At 41.7% G+C, this 23,073-nt stretch carries 21 protein-coding genes; 15 read left to right on the plus strand and 6 right to left on the minus strand.

The window, feature by feature from the left end:
• The first annotated feature begins 230 nt into the window (after positions 1-230).
• The 3 genes from B2727_RS10420 to B2727_RS10430 are packed head-to-tail and all read left to right on the plus strand — an operon-like array spanning position 231 to position 2,421.
• Positions 231-704 (plus strand): YfiR family protein, encoded by a 474-nt coding sequence (locus B2727_RS10420; RefSeq protein WP_004804270.1) that lies wholly within the window; start codon positions 231-233, stop codon positions 702-704.
• A 5-nt stretch (positions 705-709) separates the two neighbouring features.
• Positions 710-1,933, plus strand: coding sequence for a diguanylate cyclase domain-containing protein (locus B2727_RS10425; protein ID WP_004804267.1), 1,224 nt, complete (start codon positions 710-712; stop codon positions 1,931-1,933).
• A gap of 8 nt (positions 1,934-1,941) precedes the next feature.
• Positions 1,942-2,421, plus strand: coding sequence for an OmpA family protein (locus tag B2727_RS10430; protein ID WP_004804266.1), 480 nt, complete (start codon positions 1,942-1,944; stop codon positions 2,419-2,421).
• A gap of 48 nt (positions 2,422-2,469) precedes the next feature.
• On the opposite strand, the gene B2727_RS10435 is transcribed toward B2727_RS10430, so the two are convergent.
• Positions 2,470-3,480, minus strand: a complete 1,011-nt coding sequence (locus B2727_RS10435; RefSeq protein ID WP_033134103.1) for a metallophosphoesterase — start codon at positions 3,478-3,480, stop codon at positions 2,470-2,472.
• 169 nt (positions 3,481-3,649) lie between these two features.
• On the opposite strand from B2727_RS10435, the gene B2727_RS10440 reads away from it, so the two are divergent.
• Complete coding sequence (locus B2727_RS10440) at positions 3,650-5,212, plus strand: phospholipase D family protein (RefSeq protein WP_374755512.1); 1,563 nt, start codon at positions 3,650-3,652, stop codon at positions 5,210-5,212.
• Here B2727_RS10440 and B2727_RS10445 read toward each other — a convergent pair.
• Positions 5,205-6,035, minus strand: a complete 831-nt coding sequence (locus tag B2727_RS10445; protein ID WP_033134105.1) for a lysophospholipid acyltransferase family protein — start codon at positions 6,033-6,035, stop codon at positions 5,205-5,207. The genes B2727_RS10440 and B2727_RS10445 overlap by 8 nt on opposite strands.
• Before the next feature lie 190 nt (positions 6,036-6,225).
• On the opposite strand from B2727_RS10445, the gene B2727_RS10450 reads away from it, so the two are divergent.
• From B2727_RS10450 to B2727_RS10475, 6 genes are all read left to right on the plus strand, one after another.
• The gene (locus B2727_RS10450) at positions 6,226-6,366 is read left to right on the plus strand and encodes a hypothetical protein (RefSeq protein WP_164467929.1); all 141 of its coding nucleotides are present in this window, start codon (positions 6,226-6,228) and stop codon (positions 6,364-6,366) included.
• Between the two features lie 74 nt (positions 6,367-6,440).
• Positions 6,441-7,784 carry a ribosome rescue GTPase HflX gene (gene hflX / locus B2727_RS10455; protein ID WP_033134106.1) on the plus strand — a complete coding sequence of 448 codons (1,344 nt, stop codon included), beginning with the start codon at positions 6,441-6,443 and terminating at the stop codon, positions 7,782-7,784.
• Between the two features lie 43 nt (positions 7,785-7,827).
• The gene (locus tag B2727_RS10460; RefSeq protein ID WP_005201085.1) at positions 7,828-8,190 is read left to right on the plus strand and encodes a hypothetical protein; all 363 of its coding nucleotides are present in this window, start codon (positions 7,828-7,830) and stop codon (positions 8,188-8,190) included.
• Positions 8,191-8,201: 11 nt separating this feature from the next.
• Positions 8,202-8,870, plus strand: coding sequence for an LrgB family protein (locus tag B2727_RS10465; RefSeq protein WP_005201086.1), 669 nt, complete (start codon positions 8,202-8,204; stop codon positions 8,868-8,870).
• An 84-nt stretch (positions 8,871-8,954) separates the two neighbouring features.
• Positions 8,955-9,401, plus strand: coding sequence for a DUF2147 domain-containing protein (locus B2727_RS10470; protein ID WP_171248670.1), 447 nt, complete (start codon positions 8,955-8,957; stop codon positions 9,399-9,401).
• Positions 9,402-9,625: 224 nt separating this feature from the next.
• Positions 9,626-10,075: a DUF2147 domain-containing protein gene (locus tag B2727_RS10475; RefSeq protein ID WP_033134109.1), complete on the plus strand. Its 450-nt coding sequence runs from the start codon at positions 9,626-9,628 to the stop codon at positions 10,073-10,075.
• Positions 10,076-10,137: 62 nt separating this feature from the next.
• Here the strand turns inward: B2727_RS10475 and B2727_RS10480 are convergent, their stop codons facing one another.
• Entirely contained in the window at positions 10,138-12,321 is a 2,184-nt protein-coding gene (locus B2727_RS10480) for a carboxy terminal-processing peptidase (protein WP_033134110.1), read from the minus strand.
• Between the two features lie 249 nt (positions 12,322-12,570).
• On the opposite strand from B2727_RS10480, the gene nagZ reads away from it, so the two are divergent.
• Together nagZ and B2727_RS10490 are read left to right on the plus strand one after the other, a co-directional pair.
• The gene (nagZ, locus tag B2727_RS10485; RefSeq protein ID WP_033134111.1) at positions 12,571-13,593 is read left to right on the plus strand and encodes a beta-N-acetylhexosaminidase; all 1,023 of its coding nucleotides are present in this window, start codon (positions 12,571-12,573) and stop codon (positions 13,591-13,593) included.
• Between the two features lie 291 nt (positions 13,594-13,884).
• The gene (locus tag B2727_RS10490) at positions 13,885-14,727 is read left to right on the plus strand and encodes a class I SAM-dependent methyltransferase (protein WP_033134112.1); all 843 of its coding nucleotides are present in this window, start codon (positions 13,885-13,887) and stop codon (positions 14,725-14,727) included.
• Between the two features lie 59 nt (positions 14,728-14,786).
• Here B2727_RS10490 and B2727_RS10495 read toward each other — a convergent pair whose 3' ends face one another.
• Positions 14,787-16,097, minus strand: a complete 1,311-nt coding sequence (locus tag B2727_RS10495) for an alpha/beta fold hydrolase (RefSeq protein ID WP_033134113.1) — start codon at positions 16,095-16,097, stop codon at positions 14,787-14,789.
• Positions 16,098-16,451: 354 nt separating this feature from the next.
• On the opposite strand from B2727_RS10495, the gene B2727_RS10500 reads away from it, so the two are divergent.
• From B2727_RS10500 to pta, 3 genes are all read left to right on the plus strand, one after another.
• Positions 16,452-17,717, plus strand: coding sequence for a glutamate-5-semialdehyde dehydrogenase (locus tag B2727_RS10500; protein WP_033134114.1), 1,266 nt, complete (start codon positions 16,452-16,454; stop codon positions 17,715-17,717).
• 295 nt (positions 17,718-18,012) lie between these two features.
• Complete coding sequence (locus B2727_RS10505) at positions 18,013-19,188, plus strand: acetate/propionate family kinase (RefSeq protein ID WP_033134115.1); 1,176 nt, start codon at positions 18,013-18,015, stop codon at positions 19,186-19,188.
• Positions 19,189-19,217: 29 nt separating this feature from the next.
• Entirely contained in the window at positions 19,218-21,353 is a 2,136-nt protein-coding gene (gene pta, locus B2727_RS10510; RefSeq protein WP_005201102.1) for a phosphate acetyltransferase, read from the plus strand.
• Between the two features lie 53 nt (positions 21,354-21,406).
• Here pta and B2727_RS10515 read toward each other — a convergent pair whose 3' ends face one another.
• Entirely contained in the window at positions 21,407-22,015 is a 609-nt protein-coding gene (locus B2727_RS10515; protein ID WP_033134116.1) for a class I SAM-dependent DNA methyltransferase, read from the minus strand.
• A gap of 50 nt (positions 22,016-22,065) precedes the next feature.
• On the minus strand, positions 22,066-22,980 hold the full coding sequence (locus B2727_RS10520; protein ID WP_033134117.1) for a DMT family transporter: 915 nt from the start codon (positions 22,978-22,980) through the stop codon (positions 22,066-22,068).
• Between the last annotated feature and the right edge of the window lie 93 nt (positions 22,981-23,073).

Here is a 23,073-nt window from a genome sequence, read left to right on the forward strand (position 1 = left end):
ATGTGCATTCTACAGCATTTCCTACCCAACACAACCCCATTTTTCAAATTATCTTAAATTATTGCTTCGACCGCCTATTTTTTGAACTGAACAGTTACTTTTAATGCTTTTCCTTTGTGTTTAAGAACTTTTTTTAAACAATTAAGTCCAGTAGAATATGTCTCTTGCTTCACATTTTTTGGCACTTTTGATTGAAAATACGGTTTGCTGGTAAAAAGGCTCGATATTTATTGCTTGCTGCATCTTTTGCTGCGAGCCCGCTTTGCTATGCCATATCAACGCATAACTTCTATGAATTGGCTTTATCAATATTAAGTTATAGCAAATGGTCGAATACAAATCGGCCAACCATTTGTGTCATAGACAATCAAGATGCTGCGAATCAGTTCCAAAGCAATATTCGTCAGCTTGCTTATGAATATCAAGTTCAGGCAGTCAGCGCTAAAGACTTCCCGAAAACAGAATGTCATGTTGCCTATTTCACAACAACGTCACCGCAACAACAGCAAAACTTGATTCAAGCCTATCCGTCCCGATCGTTGCTTTCATTGAGTACCAATAACCCAGCCTGTGAAATTGGCAGTATTTTCTGTTTATATAACAAGAAGACCTTTTCTACTTTTAAGGTAAATTTGGATGCGTTAAGTTATTCCAAAGTGCATATTGATCCTCGTGTTTTACTTTTAGCAAAGAATGCAGGGTGAACAGGATGATTTCTAATTTATATCAATCAACGTCCTTACACGCTTTATTCCGTAAGTCGCAGTTTGCGATCTTTGCAATTACTTTCGTAATTTGTTCTTTTACATTCGCCACAATTTCCATGTTCACTATGGAAACCTATGCGAAACAAAATTTACAGTTATTAAGCCAAACGGTTCTGGAACGTGTTCAACCTGCAGTGGTGTTTAGAGATAAAGGTGCAATTGATCAGATCCTTGATGATTACACCAGTGAACATGCTATCCGCAGTATTCATGTTTATGATCCACAGCAACAACTATTGGCTGAAAGTACCAAAAAAGTTGCACATACATCAGTGATGCAAGATTTAATGGATCGTTGGTTTTTACATGATCCCGTTAAACTCATGGTAGTCCATCATAAGAAAAAAGTAGGCGAACTGGTGCTCTATGGTAGCTCCGAGAATATTTTGCACTTTTTAAAGACCATTATTATTGGTCTTGCAATTTCAATGTTCTTCATTGTGATTGCTTTATTGTGGTCGGTGAATATTACCTATCGCCAAATTATGCAAGCAATAAAGCCACTCACCCATATTGCACAATTGGTCAGTGATCAAAAGGCCTATAACTTACGCTTCCCCAACAACCATATTCACGAATTTCAAAATTTAAATACCGTATTTAATGAACTGTTAGAAGAAATCCAAATTTGGCATACTCATTTGCAAAAAGAAAATCGTCAACTGTCATTCCAAGCCCACCATGATCAACTGACGAGCTTGCCAAATCGTCATTATTTTTATCAAGAATTATTCAATATCTTCGAAAACCCGCAATATCGTCACAACTCGGCCTTATTATTTATCGACAATAACAAGTTTAAAATGATTAATGATGAGTATGGGCATTTAGCCGGTGATGCGGTTTTAAAAGAAATGGCGTCTCGTTTAAGGCTATCGGTCCGCCATGAGGATTTTATTGCGCGTTTAGGTGGTGACGAGTTTGCCATCATTCTACATGCAATCCATCACACTGATCATTTAACAACAATCGCTGAAGGCGTTCTCGCAAGTTGTGAGCAGCCTTTAGCGTTTAACGGACAAATGATTCATTTCGGTTTTAGCTTAGGGGTTGCTTTTTCTCAGTTTGCAGAGAATCCAGAGGATTTAATTATGCAAGCCGATCAAGCCATGTATAAAGCTAAAAATTTAAACCCACATTGGTTTCTTTATAAACCAGAAATTTAGGACATGTTATGCGCACTCACACCATTAAAATTTCATTTATTGCGTTGCTCTGCCTAACATTGGCTGGCTGCTTGAGTTTTGGCCCGTTGAAATATCGTCAGGTCAAGATGCTGAAGAAAGAAGGTTTCGTATTGACAGATGAAGGCTGGACACTGGGCCTACCTGAACGTTTATTATTTGATTTTAATAAGGCAGAGATCAAACCTGAACATCAAAAAGAGATTGTTCGTTTGGCCACGCAATTAAATAAATATGACCTACAAAAATTAAAAATTGTTGGTCATACCGATGATATTGGTAATCCAGAATACAATCAGAAACTCTCTGAAGAACGTGCTCAAAGTGTTTCAACAATTTTTGTCGCTCAAGGCTTTAAGCAAAATAACCTAACTGTAGTGGGTCGCGGCTCAAGCCAACCTTTTGTAGCCAATACATCAGATGAAAACCGTGCCAGCAACCGTCGAGTGAATGTCATCATTATCCCATAAATGCTCATCACGAAAAAAAAACCGACTTTATTAAGTCGGTTTTTTTATTTAAATCAGTTCAATGATATCAATCGTTGGTGGCACCCGAAATCGAAAAGGTACACCAACCATCCCCGTTCCAACCGTGACAAAAACATCCGCATGTTCATGGGTATAGAAACCTTTCTTGTGTCCCAAAATTGAAACGCGTTTCATAATATAACTGGTAATCCACGGTAATTCGATCTGCCCACCATGTGTATGTCCCGATAGCATTAATGGGCGCGTTGGTAACTCAGGCACCATATCTACAGTGTCGGGATTATGTGACAAAATCAACCAAGGCTTATCTTGTGGTAAATCTGGCATAAAACGCATATTCGCCTTCCCTGCCCACAAATCTCCAATCCCGATCAAACGGAACTCATCAAAATCAACAATTTTCCCTTCAATATCTATGACATTGTTCTGTTCGAGTGCCTGACTCAATAATGCCTGAATTGGAGGACCTGGATATTGTTCATCATGATTACCTGGTACCGAATAAACAGGTGCCTGAATTTGCTTTAAAACCTCAAGCTCCTGTATCAAGCGATTTTCAGGTTCATAGGTCCAATCACCAGCAACCACAACCAAATCAGGTTGCGCTTGATTGAGTTTCTTTACAATGCTTTTTAATTGTCGCTCATGTCCTGAAAATAAACCCACATGCATATCAGCAACTAAAGCGACTTTAATCGGTCGGGTAAATTCACGTTCTGAATTGAGTCGATACTGATGATGTTGAAGATGAATTTTGTGTGGCTCAATAAAACGCGCATAGATCAACACACTGCTAAGTAAAAATACAAATCCTGCTTGATGAAGACTGTAATATCCAACCCAGCCAGCATAAATACTAAAAAACCAGAGTGGGACTAATAAATAAGACAGATAAAACGCCAATAAATGTACAAAGGCTTTAAATGGATGGATGGTTTCTGTACGTGCTTGATGAACCCAAGCTTGAATCAATGCCCAAAATGCCAGAACGGCAAAAATAAGATAAAAACCAAAAATAATAGTATCCGAATTCGACATTACAGCCCTCATTAACTTTACCTTAGGGACATACATCTCATCTTATATTTATCTTTTTCGATGAAGTGGTATACTCGAGCCCAACTTTTAATCAGTAACGATTATGACGCAATTTTCTCATTTAAATAGCAAACATACAAAGATAAGTACAAGTACTTACAATAAAAGTATGGTTGCGATTTATTGTTCAATTGCACTGACCGTTACAGGTTGCAGTACCTTACCTAAACATAAAATTGAACCTGTCATTCAAACAACCACACAAATCGACACCTCACAAACATCTTTAGCACAAGTGATTCGCCCCCTACAAGAACAGCACCCCGAGCTCACGGGTTATCACGTTTTGTATGAGCCACTAGAAGCACTCGCAGCTCGACTGCGTTTAATTGATAAAGCCGAAAAAACCTTAGATTTACAATACTATATTTGGGACAATGACAAAGTTGGGGCTTTGGCCTTGCATGCACTGATCCGTGCTGCAGATCGCGGTGTTCGCGTTCGACTATTGATTGATGATAATAATGCCAAGCATACCGAAGGTATTTTTTTAGCTTTGGCACAACATCCCAATATCGAGGTAAAACTATTCAATCCTTACCGTTTCCGAAAATATCGTGCAATTGATATGGTACTGGATCTAAAGCGCATTAACCGTCGTATGCATAATAAGAGCTTTATTGCCGACCATCAGGTGGCTTTGATTGGTGGGCGCAATATGACCAACCAATACTACAATGTCAGTGATACCTATCAGTTTTCTGACGTGGATGTGATGCTATTCGGTACCGCTGTAAATGATATTTCCAAATCATTTGATGATTACTGGAATCATGAATATGCCTACGATGTCCGAGAAGTGGTTAAACAAAGTACTCACCGTTTAAGCTATGAAAGTTTAAAAGAGCAACTTGATGAGCACTATAAACGAATCACGGTACAAAACTATGTTGATTTAACCAGCCACTCTCAAGCCGTCGACGCACTCATGGATCGGGATATTTCACTCGATTGGGTCAAAGCAGAAGTGGTCAAAGACTCACCTGATAAAATCAAATCTAAAGCTAAAAAAGAAGAACATCTCAACTTCCAGTTAATTAACCACCTCGAACAACCAGAAAAAAATATCGATTTAATTTCTGCTTATTTTGTTCCTGAAAAGAAAGGAACAAAAATTTTAAGTGATTTGGCAAAAGATGGTATCGAAGTCAGAGTATTGACCAACTCATTTAAAGCCAATGACGTAGCAGTGGTACATGCTTTTTATGGGAAATACCGCCAAGAACTGCTGGAAAATGGCGTACAACTATATGAGTTTTTACCTGCACTTGATAAAAGTGATTTAGATAAACACACTGAAGAGCTGGCCAAAAAAGCCAAGGTCAATATCAAAGGTTTAAGTCGTTCGAGTCTACATGCCAAACTGATGGCACTCGATGAAAAACAGGTCTTTATTGGTTCTTTTAATTTTGACCCGCGTTCCGCTTATTTGAACACCGAGATTGGCGTATTACTGAATAGCCCGCCATTGGCACAAGCAGTACATGCGACCATGGATCAGAACCTAAAGACTTACGCCTATCGCTTGGTTTTAGATGCCAACAAGAAAATTACGTGGCAACGTGAAACACCACAAGGTCCTTTGATTTATACTAAAGAACCCAAAATGAAATGGTGGCAAAGAGCAGGCATGAAAGTGATTTCATGGCTCCCGATTGAAGGATTTATGTAGTTTCCACGCTTTCTGGTAGTACGGACAATACTTTTCGCTGTAAGCGCTCTAGACCAGCACGCATTTGGCGGTCGACTTCCTTGGTTAGCGTTTCTACCGTATGCCCTTCGACTGGAATGGCAGGTAATGTCATTAAATGTGCGGTGACTTGAGGCATCTCCAAAACACGTTGCACATGCTCCGCAAATGTCATTTCACCGATAAACGGCGCAACCAAATCCAGTTCACCTTGTTGATTCACATAGCAAATCACACAAATCTGCACAGGTCGTTGCGCTTCAATTGCAGCACCTAATAAGCGGCCATGTACTTTTTTGACTTTACTGCCATCGGTGGTGGTTGCTTCAGGAAAGAACAGTACAGGAATATCTTGTTTTAAGAATTCAGTAATTTGCTCACGAATGCGAATCGAATCACCTGAACCACGCTTAATAAATAAAGTGCCACCGCCTTTTGCCAAGTTCCCTAAAATAGGCCATTTTTCAACTTCGGCTTTGGCCAAGAAAAAGATGCGTGCACCCGAGCCCAACACAGCCACATCTAACCAAGAAATATGGTTACTCACCCATAAGGCAGGCTCACGAGGAATGGTGCCATGAACTTGGACTTCAATATTAAAGACTTCACACAAACGGCGACAGAAATACTGCACATAACGGGTATTTACAGGATTATTTGGATCTTTATATAAACCATGACGGTAAATAAGATAGAAGCCCTCACCAATGGTTTCTAAACCTGCGGCTAATTTTTTACTATATAAACTGAATTTCGAAAACAAACTTAAAGGTGTGTTATTTACTGCTGTTGCTTGTTGAGTCATAAATTCTTAAAACCGTACGCATAGATGCACATGTGCATTGAATTAACTCTGTTATATCATGTCGATATTGCCTTATAGAAGTTTCCTTGATAACAAAAAACGAATGTGAGCATAAATTTTTTCAATTTTAAAAGATTTATCAGATCAAATATTATAAATAAATCGAATTTACAGATTAAAAGGTGATGTGATGAACCCGCAAAGCACGACATCTGAAACCCAAACCACCATTCCTTATGGCTATGCTTTAAGAATGTTTTTGGGATGGTCTATTTTGTATATGGGCACATTAGTCGGATTCATTGAGCTGATCCGTCGTAATGTCATATAAATCCGCGAAGGCTTTGCCCTTTAGTTAAAGTTTATTCTAGAATAAGGCTTTAAATATAAGGATTTCATAAGCACGTGGAAAATTTTGAGCAGCGTCAAAGCGGTGAACGGGCAATTTTAGTCAGTGTGTCTGTCCAGCTCCTCGACGATCTTGATGCTGAAGAGTTTCGATTGCTCGCTCAATCTGCTGGCGCTGAAATCCTTGAACATCTCATTGTGCAACGTAATAAGCCTGACCCGAAATTTTTTATCGGTTCAGGGAAAGTCGATGAGATTGCCGAGTTAGTCGAGAGTCTCGAAGCGGAATTGGTGATTTTCGACCATTCACTCTCGCCCGCGCAAGAACGTAATCTAGAACGAATTCTCAAGTGTCGAGTGATTGACCGTACTGGTTTGATTCTGGATATCTTTGCGCTCCGCGCACGTACCCATGAAGGGAAATTACAGGTTGAGTTAGCTCAACTTAAACATTTATCCACCCGTTTAATTCGTGGCTTTACGGGCAATTTAGAACAACAAAAAGGTGGTATCGGCCTACGTGGCCCTGGTGAATCACAACTGGAAACAGACCGCCGACTGATTCGAGTGCGTATTACTCAACTCAAAGACAAACTGGTTAAAGTACAGCAAACTCGTTTACAGGGACGTGCCGCACGCCAAAAAGCTGCCATTCCAACAATTTCGCTAGTGGGATATACCAACGCGGGCAAATCGACTTTATTTAATATTTTAGCCAAAAGCGATGTCTATGCTGCCGATCAACTGTTTGCGACCCTCGATCCCACTTTACGTCGCTTAGATTGGGACGGTATTGGTACCGTTGTGCTGGCAGATACCGTTGGATTCGTTCGTAACCTGCAACATGATTTGGTGGAATCGTTCAAAGCCACCTTAGAAGAAACATTAGAAGCGACCTTGCTGCTACACGTCATTGATAGCAGCAGTCCGAATATGCCTGAACAGATTGAAGCGGTAGAATCAGTACTGAAAGAAATCGGTGCCGATGCCCCGATTTTGCATGTCTACAATAAAATTGATCTCAGCGGTGATGCCGCCAAAATCATTTATAAAACATCTGACGTCCCTGATCGTGTCTATGTATCCGCCCATTCAGCTCAAGGACTTGAATTACTCAGTCAAGCCGTACAACAATGTCTGATGGGACAATTACAACAGTTTGACTTAGTGCTAAAACCCGCTTACGGTAAATTACGCACACAACTTTATACGCTGAACGTGATTCAATCGGAACAGTATGATGAGCAAGGTGATCTGCATTTGTCGGTGTGTATTGCCCCTCATAAACTGGAACAAATCATTAAACAAGCCCATTTACCATTAGACGAAATTCTTGGAAAAAAAGCTTCCTTATTTCAACGCCCTTTGGAAGAATTTGAAATAGATCATCCGTCCCTATAATTACGATCAGCCATCGTTCCGATAAACGAGAGTTAGAAAGAAAATGAAAAATATTGATTGGACAGCTTGGTTTGGCACGATTTTATTAATTATCGTCTATCGTGAAGGAGCTGTCGCAATCACGCAAGCTTTTGGTCATCCTGAATTGGGCAATCTGGCTGGGCTGATTAGCTTATTAGCAACATTGTTAATCTGGAGACGTTTTAGAAAAATCTCCAATCGCCTGATTGATACCAACAACAAAATCTTAAAAGAAAGTGCATTTGCTTTTCTACCGATCTGTGCAGGTTCATTAATCATGCTGGTACATATGGGCAAAGAAATTCCTGCATTTTTATTTATTCTAACTTTCAGTACATTATTGCCATTATGGATTTATGCCAAAATGGCGAAACGTTGGTTATAAGGAGCTGATCTATGTCAATGGTTATCTATGGCTTCATCATTACCTTCGTTAGTTATCTTCTTGCCAAACCACTGAATCAAAAATTCCCACAAATTCCACTGATTGTGTTTGGCATGTTTATTGTGATTGCTTTCTTGGCAATCTTCGGCATTCCTTACCAACAGTATATGGATAACGTGAATGGCGTTTTCAACCATCTACTCGGCTATGTCACGGTTGCTTTGGCAATTCCCTTAGCCGCAATGCGCTATGATGATCTACCGCTAAAATCGATGATTGGGATTTTATGCTTTGCCAGTATTAGTGCGGTTGCCCTACCAATGGGACTGGCCTATTTACTGCACATGTCTGAGCCAACTATTATGGCTTTTGCAACGCGTGCTGTGACTACTCCAATTGCCTTGAACATCGCAACCCTACTGCATGCTCCTTTGATGATGGTGACACTGATTGTGATTTTATCAGGTGTGATTGGTGCGGCATTCTCCCCTTGGATTTTAAAACATATCCATGACGAACGTGCTTCTGGTCTGGCGCTAGGTTTAGCTGCGCATGCAATTGGTACAGCTCAAGCATGGCAACGCGGTCCTGTCACAGGTCGTTATGCAGCCTTTGGTATGGCAGTAAATGGTGTATTTACAGCCATTTGGCTACCGACCTTTATTCTATCTTTATCTTAAAATTTGCCGCAGATATCACATAAAGATTGAACTAGTTGTCATATATCCGCCATAATGTAAGCTTAAACGTTAAAAGGATTTTTAATGATGGGCAAACAATTATTAAGTGCGTTACTTTTATCTGCGGTGAGCAGTTTTACTTTTGCAGAGGATATTACGGGGCTCTGGCAAAGTATTGATGACAAGACGGGGGCGCCTAAAGCATTGGTTGAAATTCGTAAAGAAACGAATGGAACATATGCGGGCAAAGTAGTTAAAATTACGCCACGTACAGGTTATACACCTAAAGAAACCTGTGTGGATTGTCCTGCACCCTATACCAATAAGCCAATCATTGGTTTAGACGTGGTAACAGGTTTGAAATATAGCGAAGGCTTGAACTATACCAACGGTCGTATTCTCGATCCAAATTCAGGCAAAATTTATAGTATGAAAGCCAAACTCAGCGCCAATGGTAAGCGTTTGCACTTACGTGGTTATCTCGGTGTATCGGCATTGGGTCGTAATCAGATCTGGATTCGTGCTGAGTAAAATCAATAAAATTTAGAGCCATTAGACGCACTTCTCTCTGATCAAATTGATCTCGGTTCTAGCTAAAAGCTTCTTCATATCGTGAAGAAGCTTTTTTAATTTCAACATAAAAAATAATTGAAATTTCAAATATTAAAAATATACAACCGTAAAATAATGATTGAATCTCGAATTAGAAATCCGAAATAATAGCAGGACAGCCATGGCAGCAAGGAGGCTTTAACATGAACATGTCGACAAAATTGATCTCTTCTCTCTTCTTATTTACACTCAGTCATTTTGCTTTTGCTCAAGACATTGCTGGGATTTGGCAAAGCGTTGATGATGTAACAGGTGCCCCCAAAGGACAGGTTGAAATCATACAAGAAGCCGATGGCTCCTATACGGGTAAAATTATCAAAATTACCCCACGTACAGGCTATACCCCCAAAGAATTATGTACGGGCTGCCCTGCACCTTATACCAATAAGCCAATTTTAGGTTTAAATGCGATTACCAAGCTAAAACATAAAAAGGACCTCACCTACACAGGTGGGAAAATCTTGGATCCGAACAGTGGTCGTGTCTATAGCTTGACTGCAAAACTCAGTAGCAATGGGCAACGCTTACATTTACGTGGCTATGTTGGCGTCTCTGTACTTGGCCGTAGCCAAATCTGGATTCGGGTCAATTAAGTTGATACAAAAATAAAAAGCCCTGTTATACAGGGCTTTTTATTGATTGAATGATGAAGGGCTTAACGACCTTGCAACTTCGAATAATCTAACAAGACATTTGCCGCTTCATTGATGAAGGTTTCTTCTTCAGGCAATGGTGGACGCAAATGTGCTTTCATTTTGGCACGAGATTCAACCAATGCATCAATAGATGCCTGATAACTTTCCCAGTTTGCATACGGTGCTAAACCTGTTGCAGTGCGGCGTTGATTTTCTGCATTCAAGGTTTGTTTCTCAAGATCAATCAACTCGGCGCGGCGCTGATTAATATCGAGCACCACTTTCTTTTGATCCGAAGTTTTCTTGGCAATTGCTTTACGTGCTTCTAAATATTTAAATTGAGAATCTGCCGCAACACGTTGTTCAGATGATTGAGCCAATTTAGCAACATACGGTTGCACTGAACCTTCACGTTTGAATGGTGCTGTTGGAATGGTATCCCACTTCAAGGCATTTTTCGCTTTACGCTCACCAAACTCCTCATTGTAAATATCAACCAACTTGATATCTGGGATCACACCTTTATTTTGGGTACTACCACCCGTAATGCGATAGAACTTACGTTGCGTCAATGTTGCCTGACCATAAGCCAAAGAGTCTAATTGAACTTGTGCTGTCCCTTTACCTGTCGTGGTACTACCAATGATAATCCCGCGCTCATAATCTTGAATCGCCGCAGAATAAATCTCACTTGCAGAAGCCGATGCTAAGTTAACCAATACCGCCATTGGGCCTGCATAGATTTGCTCACCACCATCGGTATCTTCAAATACATTGACATTACCGTTGCCGTCACGGATTTGCACCACAGGACCAGACTTGATCACCTGACCGAGCATACGCGCAACTTCTTCTAGAGAACCACCTGGGTCATTACGCAAATCAACCAAGATACCTTCTACTTTTTGTGCCTTAAGTGAATCTAATGCTTTGGCTGTATCTTCAGAAACTGAACGGTATTCAGTACCTGCACGACGAGAGCGATAGTCAAAATAGAACGATGGAATTTCAATCACCCCAAACAGATGTTTTTTACCATCACGGGTGATTTCAACCGTACGTGAACGCACACCCGCATCTTCTTCTTGAATAATATCGCGGGTTAAAGTCACATTACGTGCTTGACTCATCGATGCACCCGCACCCAATAAGCGGACCACAACTTTGGTACCACGTTTACCACGAATTAACCCGACGATTTCCGAACTCGGCCAACCAATCACATCCACCATTTTCTCGCCATCTTGCGCGACGCCAATGATACGATCTCCTGATTTCACCTGACCTGATTTACTGGCTGGCCCACCCTCAACGATGGTCTCAATTTTGGTGTAGTCTTCATTACCACGTTCAGGACGGATCGAAACACCAATTCCCTCTAATTGTAGTGTAGTCTGACGATTCAACTCCATCGCATCAATCGGTGGGTAATAGTTACTGTGCGGATCGTAAGTCGCCAACATTGCATTCAATGTTTTCTCTAACACGTCATCACTTTTCACACGCCCAATACGCTCTAACTGACGGGTATAACGCTTGGTTAAGGTTTGCACTGGTGTTAGATCTTCAGGTCCAGTCAAATCCTGACCATTCGCCAGCGATGGATCTGCTTTTAAAGCTTTTTGCTTCGCCTGCTCTTCTTCTTTACTAATGGTTAAATTGATCAACTGCGACACTAGCATTTGCTGCCAATGTTGTTGTTGCTCAGCCGTTGTTTTGAAATACGGTGCTTTTTCACGATCGGTATCGAGATAGACATCTTTTTGATTTAAGTTCTGCGGCTTTTTCAACTCTGCCAACATAAACTCATAAAATTGTTTCAAACGATCACGGTATTGCGCATGAATCGCGAAAGGTCCAGTTAAGTTACCCGCTTTTAACGAACTACCAAAATTCGAACCATATTTCTTTTGATATTCTTCAACTTCACCGTTTAGAAATAATGAATGATCTGGATCAAGACTATCCAAATACATATTCAAAACACGGTTTGAAGTTGCTGCGTCTAGGCGCATATTTAAATAGTGTTGACGATCTACCAATGTGGCTAACTGACGTGCAACCAATGCCTGCTCTTGTGATGGCTTGATTACCGTTGAAACGACAGGTGCCTCAGTCGCCGCAAATGCCTCATTTATGGTATGAGAGAAAAATAAACCACCAGTCGCGATTGCAACTGCACACGCTATCATTTGAAGTTTCATAAAATTTTGGTACTTCCTTGGATATGGCAATTATTACATGCAGATGTGATTAAGATGAATATATTTCACTCAACCACTTCGCTACAGGTAAAACTCATCGGTCATTATAAATAAATAACCAACAAGCACTTATCATCAATATCATGTAGTTTTATCATATTCTGTACTGACAAAATGTAGCAAATCATTGCACAATTTAGCTATCGTTTTTTTCACCAAATTTTTCATCAAAATTCTAACGGAATCCTTATGATCGGCGCGTTGATGCTAGATATTGCTGGCACAGAACTTACTCAAGAAGATATTGAACTATTACAAGCTCCGCAAGTCGGCGGCATGATTTTATTTGCACGGAATATTGAATCCCCTCAACAAGTCCGTGCCTTAACCGACCATATGCGTCAAATTCGTCCTGAGATCCTCATTGCGGTGGATCAGGAAGGTGGCCGAGTACAACGTTTAAGACAAGGTTTTACCTTACTTCCAGCGATGGGACGTCTAGGTGAACATTACCTAAGTCAACCACAACAAGCGATTGAACTGGCTGAACAATGTGGCTGGTTAATGGCGATTGAAGTCCTCGCAGTCGGGATTGATTTTAGCTTTGCTCCTGTTTTGGACCTGAATGACGTGAGTGATGTGATTGGTGATCGTGGTTTTGCCAAAAACATGCAAGACATCGTGCCACTAGCTGATGCCTTTATGCGTGGTATGAAAAAAGCAGGTATGGCAACGACGGGCAAACATTTCCCTGGGCATGGTTCAGTCAAAGCGGATTCGCATGTTGCAGCAGCAATTGACAGCCGCTCTTATCAAGACATCTATGACAAAGATATGCAAAGCTTTATCAAGTTGATGCCTCAGCTTGATGCGCTCATGCCAGCCCATGTGATCTATGATCAAGTCGATCCAAATCCAGCAGGCTTCTCACCGTTCTGGTTACAAGAAATCTTACGTCAGCAGCTTAAATTTGATGGCGTACTATTCTCAGATGATTTGAGTATGCAAGCTGCGTGTGTTGCAGGTGGTGCCGATGCACGTATTCAAGCCGCTTTAAATGCAGGTTGTGATATGGGCTTAGTCTGCAATGACCGTGCAGCTGCATGTACCGCGTTAGATGGAATCCAAACATTAGCGTTACCAAACCAACAACGTTTAGAACGTATGCGCGGTAAAATTCCAAATATTCAGGTCGGTACCACATTGACTTTAGACGATGAAAACTGGCATAGCGTCAGAAAAGTCATTGAAGAGTTTAAAAATTCGTTCTAACTTTACTTAGATTTTTTCATTATTTTATTAGCATAATGGAATCTTGCCGAGTGCTCATCTGATTGAAAGATTTTGCCTTCGGCTCGACTTACTTTTCAGGGATGAAAAGTAAGCAAAAATCCTTTGTTAGGCTGAGGGTACATCCTTGTAACCCCAGCCCAACGGCGGCATCCATGCCGCCCTACGGTAGTAAATAACAAACCTAAAATCGGATTTAGTAGAAAAATCTCAATTTTTAAAAAAGAGATTAACTTTATATATCCCAATTAGGAAAAATAGAGTCTAGGACAGATGACACAACAACTTTCGAAACATCGCCACATTTCATTTACCGCACACTACACTGGCTATATCTGGTATCAAATGGGGATCTCACACCCAGCACTGGCAACAGCAAAAGGAAAAACACTGGCAGCCTTAGTTCATCCAATTGAAAGCTGGGCAGAAAAATATGTCGGCGGTAGCATGCGTACCACACTAAAACAACGACACCGCATGTTGGATAGCCACTTAAAAGAATTAATTGAGCAACATCCTGATTTACAAGTGCTTGAAATTGCATGTGGTCTATCGCCACGCGGTTGGTGGTTTAGACAACATTATCCAAATATCACATACCGTGAACTGGATTTACCCGATATGGCAGCGGCCAAACAAGCTGCACTACAACAAATTGAAAGTCATGTGGATGAAGTTCTGTCTGTCGACTTATTTACCGATGCCTTTGCTGCTGCATTTGAAGTATTTGATCCTCAACGCCCATTGGTGATTATTAGTGAAGGACTCATCAATTACTTTGAAAAACCAATGTTACAGCAACTCATTCAAGCCATTGCCAACTACGGTCAAAACTTTAAAGAGCTGCATTATTTAACAGACATCTACCCAGAACCCACCCAAAACAAACTAGCAACGATCATCTGGAACAGCAGCCGTTTATTAAAATGGATGTCACGCAGTGCATTTAGTTTTCATTTTAAAAACCCAGCCGAGGTCGAGAATTTCTTTCAAGAAGCAGGCTTTAATCAAGTTGAAGTTCTGCAACCGAAACAATTTTTTGAACAAGCAACTTTAGAAAATACGCAGCAGCATTTAGGTGACTTGGTCTGGGTGATTCAGGCGAGCAATAAATAGGGATCATAAAAAAGGGAAGTGGTTAATCACCACTTCCCTTTTCAAATCTTAGGTTCTCATTAAGCTTGTTTTTGGCGCTCAATAAAACGCGTTAAACGATCAGCAATCTCAAAACTGCCATGTTTAAACAAGATGCGCAGTCCTTGCTCAGTTGCATCAAAGTTTAAACATTCAATTTTAAACTCACCTTCTTCATCAGCTAAATGTAGTGCTAAATCACGAGGATGTTGGCGAACAAAATCAAGCTGTTCAAGATCATTAAGTTTTAAATAAACACCAAAGAAGGTGATATCGACAACATTCACTGCCACTTCAGTCACTAAATGACGGTGAGTCAATTTAGTCTGTGGTTGCAACACAGCAATACGTTCTTCACCCCGACGTTCAATTTTTTGCATTTGTTCACGCGTCATCGGGATAATACCATCCAGATTATCGATAGATTCCCCTTTCAAAAATGAGGTAAACAAATTCATGGTTTCTTTACGGCGCTGCAATTGTGGTACATGATCTGCATTTGCAATTAAAGCAAACTGCATGTCTTGGCATTGCAAAGCAAAATCAGCATTTTCATGCGGTAAAGTAAAACTGTCGTACTGTCCAGCAGCCACCAAAGTTTTACATTGGGGTACTGGCACATCACTTAAACGCAATAAACGGTTGCAGTTAATTTCATAACGCTCACGTTCAGTTGCACTAAATTCTGCCATTTGCCTAAAGAATAAACGCTTTGCTGTTGGCGACATGCGAGTTTTATCAAGCTTGGCATGATTCACTAAATATAGGATCACCGCTTGACCAAACTCATCCATGCGATCTTCGCGCATTAAATGCAATGATTCTTCCAGCAGCATCCGCCAACTTTTACGCGTCTTCTGCATCACACCCATCAATACCATACGGTCAATCAATTCGGGACGTTGGTGTGCAAATGACGATGCAACCACCGAACCTAGCGACATCCCCATCATTGAAACTTTCTCAAGTCCAACAATATCGAGCCATTGACCAAGCATTTTAGATAATTCAGGCAGCTCCAAGATTCCAGCAGATTCACCTGTATCAACATTACGAATCTGTTGATTCGCTCCCATTGACGGTAAATCGATGAGAATAACGGGACCACTCTCAAAGAGTTGCTCAACACAATACTTATAAGAGTTAAAATTTTGAAATGCGCCCCCGACAATTACAATCGGCGTGTTGTAGATCGTTTTCGGATCTGCAATTGCCATATATTCAATTTTCCAACCATCGATCCACGTGGTACGCGCTGGCTGTTTAAAACTGTTTTTATTGTAAATGTCGAAAAAACCAAAGCCTGTGTAGGTATGATTTATATCCGAGTCCATTTGGATAATGGAATTCATGTCCTTCCTCCATCCTTGTTTATTTTTTTGTTGCAAGCATCTCATTTTCAGCGAATTCAACTTGCAAGTTAACAAATTTATAAAATTTGTATTACATTTATCCTATACTTTTTCATTCTATACATATGCACGTTTTATACGCAATCATTTCCTTAACCACTTATCTTGTTTAAAGCACTAATCTTTTGCAAAATATGTAATCTTGGCTTTATATTCAATATCTTCATCGCACTAAAATAAAAACTTTTGTGCCAATTAACGCTTGATAATTTTTTGAATTGTCAGTTCAGCCTATTCATTGTTCAGCATTTGACTGTTACTATCTTTATAAATACATGCAAATATCAAAATGCTATGCAAGACTCTATTCAAGACTACATGCAACAGGTTGGTACTCAAGCGCGTCAAGCGTCTCGTGTTTTAACGAGTGCATCGACCCATTTGAAAAACCACGCCTTGTCTGCAATTTATACGGCTTTGGAAAATAATCAAGCACAAATTTTAGCAGCCAATCAAATCGATATGGACAGTGGTCGCCAACGTCAATTGGACACTGCTTTACTCGATCGTTTAGAACTTACCCCTGCTCGTTTTAAAGGTATGCTGCAAGGGCTCAAAGATGTGATTGCCTTGGTTGATCCGATTGGAGAGATTACCGATCTTGCCTATCGTCCGTCAGGGATTCAACTTGGAAAAATGCGTGTGCCTTTAGGCGTGATTGGCATGATCTATGAATCAAGACCGAACGTTACCCTTGAAGCAGCATCATTGGCTTTAAAATCAGGCAATGCGATTATTTTACGTGGCGGATCAGAAGCACTTGAATCCAATAAGGCCATCGCAACTGCGATCCAACATGGTCTACAGATTTCAGGCTTGCCAGAACATGCGGTTCAAGTGATTGATACCCCTGATCGCGCGGCAGTGGGTCACCTGATTACCATGACTGAATTCGTGGATGTGATTGTACCCCGTGGTGGTAAAAGCTTGATCGAACGAATCAGCAATGAAGCACGTATTCCAGTCATTAAACATCTAGATGGCAACTGCCATGTATTTGTTGAAGCACAAGCGGATTTGCAAAAAGCCTTACCGATTGCGCTCAATTCCAAAACGCATCGCTATGGTGTGTGTAATGCCATGGAAACTTTATTGGTCGATGAAGCGATTGCTGAGGAATTCTTGCCACGCATTGCCGAACTTTATGCTGAAAAACAGGTTGAATTACGCGGTTGCGCTGAAACCCAACGTATTTTAGGTGTATCCGTGAAAACGGCGACAGAGGAGGATTGGTATACCGAATATCTCGGTCCAATTCTTGCGATTAAAGTGGTCACTGGTATGGATGAAGCGATTGAGCATATCAATAAGTATGGTTCACACCACACCGATGCGATTATTACTGAAAACTTTAGTCTAGCCCGTGAGTTCTTGGCGCGTGTGGATTCAAGTTCGGTGATGATCAATGCTTCAACCCGCTTCGCTGATGGCTTTGAATATGGTTTAGGGGCAGAAATCGGCATTTCAACCGATAAAATCCATGCCCGTGGTCCAGTTGGCCTAGAAGGCTTAACTTCACAGAAATGGATCGTTTTTGGTGATGGTCAAATCCGTCAATAACAGCATTGACGACTTGAACACAACAACACGATAAAGGCCATTCACTTGATCTTTATCGTGTTTTTATATATTTGCATACAAAAATAATGATAAAACCAACAGATCAATCAAAACAACGACTCATTTCCTAATTATACTGAATAGGTTGATTTATAAACGGGTCGTATAGGCTAAAGTCTATCTTCGCCAAGACGACATCCCATGTTAAAACATTGCGCTTGATTCCCCTGCCTCATGCGTTGCAGCAAGATCAAAGTGTTCATCATAAAATTTAAAATCTGTTAGGTGTTCAAACGTGGCTATATCTGTATTAGTAATTAACTGTGGTTCATCATCAATCAAATACGCGCTCGTCTCGGAACGTCGTGAAGACCGTATTTATGGTTTGGCAGAAAACCTGGGCGCTGCAGATGCCCGTATTAAAGGGGTTACACTGGGTGGCGAACCACTGGAACTTTCAATTCCCTATGCAGATCACGCCAAAGCCCTTGAAACATTATTGGCTCGTTTAGCGAACTATAACCCGCAGGCGATTGGACACCGTGTGGTTCACGGTGGCGACATCACCAAAGCAGAATTACTCACGCCAGAACTGGTTGAGCGTATTGAAGCAGCGACACCTCTTGCACCACTGCACAATCCAGCCCATTTGATTGGAATTGAAGCCACCATGCGCTTATTCCCTCAATTGCCTCAGGTTGCTGTATTCGATACCGCCTTCCACCAAACCATGCCTGAGCGTGCCTATCGCTATGCCCTACCACAATTTTTATATACAGCACACCAAGTTCGTCGCTATGGTTTTCATGGCACTAGCCATGCCTATGTGACCGAACGTGCCAGCGAATTGGCAGGTCATAAAAATGAAGGTGGCTGGCTCAGTGCACACTTGGGCAATGGCAGTTCGACTTGTGCAGTATGGAATGGTCATAGTGTCGATACTTCTATGGGTATGACGCCACTTGAAGGTGTGGTAATGGGTACGCGTAGCGGTGATGTCGATCCAAGCTTACATTTATTCCTTGCCAGTAACCTCGGCTGGGATATCCAAAAAATTGACAGCATGCTCAATAAAGAAAGTGGCTTATTGGGCTTATCTGGTTTATCCAATGATATGCGCACCTTGGTTGAAGCCTCTGAAAATGGTCATGATGGTGCAACCCTTGCCATTGAAGTATTCTGCTATCGCCTCGCCAAATCGTTATCAGCGATGAGTTGCGGTCTACCCCATCTGGATGGTTTAGTCTTTACAGGTGGTATTGGTGAAAATTCGGCTTATGTCCGTGAAAAGACTTTAGGCTATTTAGCACATTTCGGTTTTCAATTTAGTAAAGAGAAAAATGATGCCTTGGCTCGCGGTAGTGAAGGTCGTATCGACGATGGTACAGGTCCACAAATTTGGGTGATTCCGACTGATGAAGAAGGTCGTATTGCCAAAGAAACCCGTCAAGTACTTGAACCAACAGCTTAATCAACCTATTAAAAAAATTTAAGGTCACTATGAATACGATTTTACTCATCCCCACAGGTGAAGGTGTTGGCTTAACTTCAGCCTGCTTAGGTATGATCTATGCACTAGATTGCAAAGGGATCAATGCGGGTTTTTTAAAACCCTATTCTCAAATAGCAGACACTACGGTTGACCGTACCACGACACTCTATCGTCATTTATTTCAGCATAAATCTGCCGAGCCAATCACCTACGAAAGACTGACTCAACTGATTGCCTTGGGCGAAACAGATGAGCTCCTTGAGGAGGCCGTTGCACTACACCGTCAAATTTCAGCTGATCATGATGTGATTATCGTTGAAGGTTTGGTTCCGAATGGACAAGATCATTTTGTCAGTGAAATCAATGCTGCACTCGCACAAGCACTGGATGCACAAGTGGTTTTGGTCAGCACCGCAGATTTAGCTGATCCACGTAAAACCGCAGAAAGAGTCGATGCACATTTACGTCAATTTGGTGGTGCAGCTTCGGCACGCACCACAGGCGTGTTGTTTATGCGAACCAAAGGCTTGCCTGAGGGCACGGCCGAAATTCCGGTCACACTTGATCCAAGTCTACGCCTAGACCAGCACATCGATGCTTTTGCCTTAGAATTACAACGTTATAACCGCTTTATGGGCACCGATGAACTCCCGATTATTGGATTGGTGCCATTCAGCAATACCCTCAGCGTGCCACGTAGTTTAGATATTGCTTCGATCATCAATGGTACATGGTTACATCAAGGTGAAGCGAAGCAACGGCGTATTTTGCATACCAGTTTAATTGCCTCGAATATCGAGTCTGAACTGCATAAATTCGTTGCGGGTGAATTGATTATTAGCGCATCACAACGCACCGATGCGATCTTGGCAGCCAGTCTTGCCAGCAGTAATGGTACGCCGCTCGCGGGTCTGGTTTTAACCGAGCAAGCTGCGCCAGCAAGCAATGTGCTTGAGTTCTGCCAAAGTGCGATTAAGCAAGGGCTCCCAATCTTACACACGCCTTTAGATACCTTAGAAACAGCACAACTGCTGCATCGCTTTGGCAATGAAATTCCAATTGATGATACTGAACGTGCAGAGCAAGTCACCCGTTTCGTGTCGAGTCATTTGGATAGCAATTGGCTGGATCAACATACCCAGAACAACCTACATCCGCGCTTATCGCCTTCAGCGTTCCGTTACGAGTTGGTACAGAAATCCATTGCTGCAAAAAAACGTATCGTCCTGCCAGAGGGTGATGAACCACGTACCGTACAAGCGGCTGTGATTTGTCAAACCCGCGGCATTGCACAGTGTATTTTATTGGCAAAGCCTGAATCGGTTGCCGAAGTGGCGAAAGCACGCGGTATTCAGTTGCCCGATGATTTACAAATTATTGACCCGGATACTATTCGTGATCAATATATCGAACCGATGGTAGAACTGCGTAAAGGTAAGCTTGATGCACTACAAGCCAAAGCACAATTGCAAGATACCGTGGTACTCGGCACCATGATGTTGGCACTCGATCAAGTCGATGGTTTGGTATCTGGTGCGATTCATACCACTGCCAACACCGTACGCCCAGCATTCCAGCTGATTAAGACCGCTCCGAATTACTCACTAGTCTCATCCATTTTCTTTATGTTGTTGCCTGATGAAGTCTATGTCTATGGTGACTGTGCGATTAACCCAGATCCGAATGCAGAACAACTTGCTGAGATTGCGATTCAATCGGCAGATTCAGCCAAGGCCTTTGGTCTAGATCCACGCATTGCCATGATCAGCTATTCTACTGGCACATCTGGTACTGGTGCAGATGTCGAGAAAGTAGCTGAAGCGACTAAAATCGCACAACAACGTCGTCCAGATTTACTCATCGATGGGCCATTACAATACGATGCTGCCTCGGTTGAAAGTGTCGGTCGCCAAAAAGCACCGGACTCGCAAGTAGCAGGACGTGCCAATGTATTTATTTTCCCTGATCTAAATACAGGTAATACCACCTATAAAGCGGTACAACGTGCTGCCAATGTGGTGAGTGTCGGCCCAATGCTACAAGGTTTAAATAAACCTGTGAATGACTTGTCTCGTGGTGCTTTGGTCGATGATATTGTATTCACCATTGCCTTGACTGCGATTCAGGCGAAGCAGCAGGATTAAATTCACTATTCGATTGAAATAAAAAAGCCCTTTAGATTGAAAGGGCTTTTTCATTAGCGGTATTGAGCCAACCAGATCGTATGTCCGGTACATTCAACATCTTCAGCAATCATTTTAATCAGCTTAAACCCATTGTCTTGCAGCAAAGTCTGATACTCCTCTGCTGAGAGACTGGCATGGTACAGTGGCTCCCCACTGAGTTCACCAATTGCCTCGCCCTGTGCAGGCCCACTGCTAAACATTAAAGCAGTACCTGATTGTGCATATTCGGCAAAACGTTTAAACATCTTACGTTGATCATCTTGGGTGAAGTGGAAGAAACTATCCCACGCAACAATCCCCTGAAACTTGTGTTCAGTAAAGTACTCCCGAAAATCTTGCTGCACCCAGACCTGTTCAGGGAAAGACTGCCGTGCCATTTCAATCATGTATTCCGAAGCATCAACACCTATTACCTGATGTCCTTGAGCAATAAAATAGGCAGCAATCGGCTGCGCTGAACCACAGCCCAAATCTAAAATATGCGCCGAGTTTGGCAGCAGACTGAGAAAACGATCGAGCCAGACCTTCTCAGACAGAAGCTTTCCTCGTAATTCAATCCATTCACGAGCATGCTTCTGGTAGAGTTCAATAATATGCTGCGCTAGATGTTCCTGTACCATGTCATTGCCTATTATGAGTCATTCTTTTTTTAAAGCGATTGAGCAAAATCTTAACAAGATTCTGGCTTATTTAATGTCTGAATTTTCTTGGTTTGCGGTCCTTTTACAAAGAAAATCGCATTCCCACATAGGATCAAAATCACCCCGATCACCGCATTCATGTGCCAGTGATAATCCTCCCATACCGTCGAAATCACCAGTGCGACCAAAGGAAATAATAAGGTGCTATAGGCCGCTTTACCTGCACCAATCCGTCCGACCAAATAGAAATAGGCGGTAAAACCTATCACCGAACCAAAGATCGCGAGATACAGTAAAGCACTGATTGCACTGAATTGCATGCTTGGAAAAAACTCATCCTGTCTAAACCATGAGATCAAGGCCATCAGCAGTGAGCCATACAACATACCGTAAGCATTGGTGGTAAAAATATCCAACCCATGTTTTTGATGGCGTGTACTGATCATATTGCCCAAAGAGAAACCATAAGTCCCTAAAATACATAGTCCAATACCAATCAATGTATTGCTGTTTAAAGTGGTGCCCACCACGTCATGCCAGAACAAGGCAATAATCCCGAGCACCCCCAATAATGCCGCAGGATAAAAGCGCGTTGATACTTGCTGGGCAAAGAAGAGCTTAGCGTTGATGGTATTGAAAATCACCGCCATGGAAAAAATCACGGCCTCTAAACCACTACTGATATATTGCACCGCATAATAAAAACAGACAAAGTTAAAGCCAAAAATACAGCAGGCCTGTAACATACAAAACAGATGATCTTTGCCTGCTAGTTTCTGCAACTTTCGGCTCAAAGCGACGAAAACAAATAGTACCATTGCAGAAATAAAAAAACGCCAGAACACCGCAACACTGGCTGATATCCCACTTTGTTGTTGCAGACTGATCGCAATCCATGTGGTGCCCCAAATCACCACAACCAAAGCATATAACAGCGCATTCATATCATTAGAACCAAACTCAATTACCTCGACGACTATTTTGCTGCTTTTGCGGTCATGATTACTTGCACCATCTTGCGGTGATTGTCATGGATT

This window comes from Acinetobacter sp. UBA991 (assembly GCF_002292065.1).
Lineage (GTDB): Bacteria > Pseudomonadota > Gammaproteobacteria > Pseudomonadales > Moraxellaceae > Acinetobacter > Acinetobacter higginsii.